Origin of the sequence: Pseudomonas cyclaminis, assembly GCF_015163715.1 — a bacterium.
GTDB lineage: Bacteria > Pseudomonadota > Gammaproteobacteria > Pseudomonadales > Pseudomonadaceae > Aquipseudomonas > Aquipseudomonas cyclaminis.
Genome location: NZ_JADDUM010000379.1, coordinates 1 through 3,210 on the forward strand (window position 1 = coordinate 1; position 3,210 = coordinate 3,210).

2 protein-coding genes are annotated in these 3,210 nt (G+C 61.7%); both read left to right on the plus strand.

Going from position 1 to position 3,210, the window contains the following annotated elements; translation table 11 throughout:
• The first annotated feature begins 62 nt into the window (after nucleotides 1-62).
• Nucleotides 63-1,214: a macrolide transporter subunit MacA gene (gene macA, locus IQK56_RS30680; protein WP_193864032.1), complete on the plus strand. Its 1,152-nt coding sequence runs from the start codon at nucleotides 63-65 to the stop codon at nucleotides 1,212-1,214.
• Between the two features lie 3 nt (nucleotides 1,215-1,217).
• Nucleotides 1,218-3,176, plus strand: a complete 1,959-nt coding sequence (locus tag IQK56_RS30685) for a MacB family efflux pump subunit (protein ID WP_122307052.1) — start codon at nucleotides 1,218-1,220, stop codon at nucleotides 3,174-3,176.
• Nucleotides 3,177-3,210: the final 34 nt, after the last annotated feature.

Below are 3,210 nucleotides of genomic sequence, written 5' to 3' on the forward strand. Positions count from 1 at the left end.
ATAAGCCGCCGTTACCCCAGAAACGGATATGTACCCGATCAAACCTCATCAAATGGTCACCTATGCAAAACTCTAAAATCCGCAAAATCGGCATATTCACCGTACTGGCCGTAGCCATCAGCCTGATCATCTACACCGTCCAGGCCCCAGCCGACGCACCGCTGTACCTCACCGCCACCGCCGAACGCGGCGATATCGAAAACGCCGTACTAGCCACCGGCCTGCTCGAAGGCATCAAGCAAGTCGACGTCGGCGCCCAAGTCTCCGGCCAGTTGAAGTCGCTCAAGGTCAAGGTCGGCGACAAGGTCAAGAAGGGTCAATGGCTAGCCGAAATCGACCCGCTGATCCTGCAAAACACCCTGCGCAAGGCCCAGGTGGATGAGGAAAACCTCCAGGCCCAACGCCGGGCCACGGCGGCGCAGCTCAGGCAGGCCAAGTCGGTGTATGAGCGCTACAAAGGCTTGCAGAATGACGAATCGGTCTCACGCCAGGATTTTGAAGACGCCGAATCGACCTTCCAGGTGCAGCAGGCCAATCTGTTGGCCCTGGATGCGCAGATCAAAAGCGCGCATATCCAGATCGACACCGCCAAGATCAACCTGGACTACACCCGCATCAATGCGCCCATCGACGGCGATGTGGTGGGCATCGTCACCCAGGAAGGCCAGACCGTGATCGCCAGCCAACTGGCGCCGGTGCTGCTCAAGCTTGCGGACCTCGACACGATGACGGTCAAGGCCCAGGTGTCGGAGGCGGATGTGATTCATATCAGCCCCGGCCAGCAGGTGTATTTCACCATCCTCGGTGAGGCCGACAAACGCTACTACGCCAAGCTGCGCGGCACCGAGCCGGCGCCGCAGAACTTCCTCGAAACCCAGACCGCCGGCACGCCCAAGCAGAACACGGCGGTGTTCTACAACGCGTTGTTCGATGTGCCCAACCCTGACCACCGCCTGCGCATCGCCATGACCGCCCAGGTGCGCATCGTGCTCGACACCGCCGAGGCCGCGTTGATGGTGCCGGTGGCCGCACTCGGGGCGCGCAACCAGGACGGCAGTTATGCGCTGCGGGTGCTGGATGCCAAGGGCAAGGCGGTGTCGCGGGATGTGAAGACCGGCATCAACAACAACGTCAAGGTGCAGATCCTGGACGGCCTGGCCGAGGGCGATAAAGTGGTGATCGGCGATGCGTCGCCTGCCGTGGCGGGGAACTGACGGATGAGCCAGCCACTGTTGGAACTCAAGGGCATCACCCGCAGTTTCATGGCCGGCGAGCGTGAATTCATTGCGCTCAAGGGTATCGACCTGACGATTCAGGCCGGGGAAATGGTCGCGATCATCGGCGCGTCCGGGTCCGGCAAATCCACCTTGATGAACATCCTCGGCGGCCTGGATTACGCCACCGCCGGCAGTTACAAAATCAATGGCATCGAAACCCGCTCGTTGGGCGATGAGCAACTGGCGGAGCTGCGCCGTGATTACTTCGGGTTCATCTTCCAGCGCTACCACTTGCTGGCGCACCTCAGTGCCTTGCACAACGTGGAAATGCCGGCGATTTATGCGGGCACGCCGGAGAGCCAACGCCACAGTCGCGCACGGCAATTGCTCGAACGCCTGGGCCTGGCCAGCCACACCACCCACCGGCCCAGCCAGTTGTCGGGCGGGCAGCAGCAACGGGTGAGTATCGCCCGGGCCTTGATGAACGGCGGTGAAGTGATCCTCGCCGACGAACCCACCGGCGCCCTCGACACCCACAGCGGCAAGGAGGTGATGCGCATCCTCGCCGAGCTGCACGCGGCGGGGCATACGGTGATCATCGTCACCCATGACCCGAAAGTGGCGGCGAATGCCCAGCGCATTGTCGAGGTCTGCGACGGCGAGATCATCAGTGACAAGGCCAACGCCAGCAGTGGCCTGGACGTGCCGGCCGAGGCGCCGATAGAGCCGCGGCGCAGCGGCGCAAGGCGGCTGGTGGCGAGCCTGGGGCTGTTCAAGGAAGCGTTCAACATGGCCTGGGTCGCGCTGGTGTCACACCGCATGCGCACCTTGCTGACCATGCTTGGCATCGTCATCGGCATCACCTCGGTGGTGTCGATCTCGGCTATCGGCGAAGGCGCCAAGCGCTATGTGCTCAAGGACATCCAGGCGATTGGCAGCAACACCATCGATATCTTTTCCGGCACCAGTTTCGGCGACAGCCGCGCCTCGGCCATCGAAACCCTGATGCCATCGGATGTGGATGCGCTGAACCAGCTGTACTACGTGGACAGCGCCACGCCGGTGGTGGGCCGCAGCCTGTTGCTGCGCTACGGCAATATCGACCTGGACGCCCAGGTCAACGGTGTCAGCGACCGCTACTTCAAGGTCAAGGGCCTGAAGCTCGAAGCCGGTATTGCCTTCAGCGAAAGCGATGCCCGGCGCCAGGCCCAGGTGGTGGTGATCGACCACAATACCCGTCACCGCCTGTTCGGCCCGAACGTGGACCCGCTGGGCCAGGTGATCCTGGTGGGCAACCTGCCGTGCACGGTGATCGGCGTGACGGCCGACAACAAAAACATGTTCGCCGCCAGCAAGGCGCTCAACGTGTGGGTGCCTTACGAAACAGCGGCGGGGCGCCTGTTGGGCCAGCGTCATCTGGACAGCATCACCGTGCGCATCAAGGACGGCCAGCCGAGCAAGGTGGTTGAAGACAACGTCAACAAGCTCATGCTGCAACGCCACGGCACCAAGGATTTCTTCACCAACAACCTCGACAGCATCATGCAGACGGTTCAGAAAACCAGCCGCTCCCTGGCGCTGCTGTTGTCGTTGATCGCGGTGATTTCATTGTTGGTGGGGGGGATTGGCGTGATGAATATCATGCTGGTGTCGGTCACCGAGCGTACCCGCGAGATTGGCATCCGCATGGCGGTGGGCGCACGGCAATCGGATATTCGTCAGCAGTTTCTGGTGGAGGCGGTGATGGTGTGCCTTATCGGCGGTTTGATTGGTATCTCACTGTCCTACGCGCTGGGGTTTCTGTTTTCGCTGTTTGTGAAGGAATGGGAGATGGTGTTTTCGGTCGGCTCAATCGTCACGGCCTTTGCCTGTTCGACGCTGATCGGCATTGTGTTCGGCTTTGTGCCAGCGCGGAACGCGGCGCGGCTGGACCCGATTGAGGCATTGGCCAGGGACTGATTTCTGTTGGCCGGTGAAGATCAAGTGTGGGAGG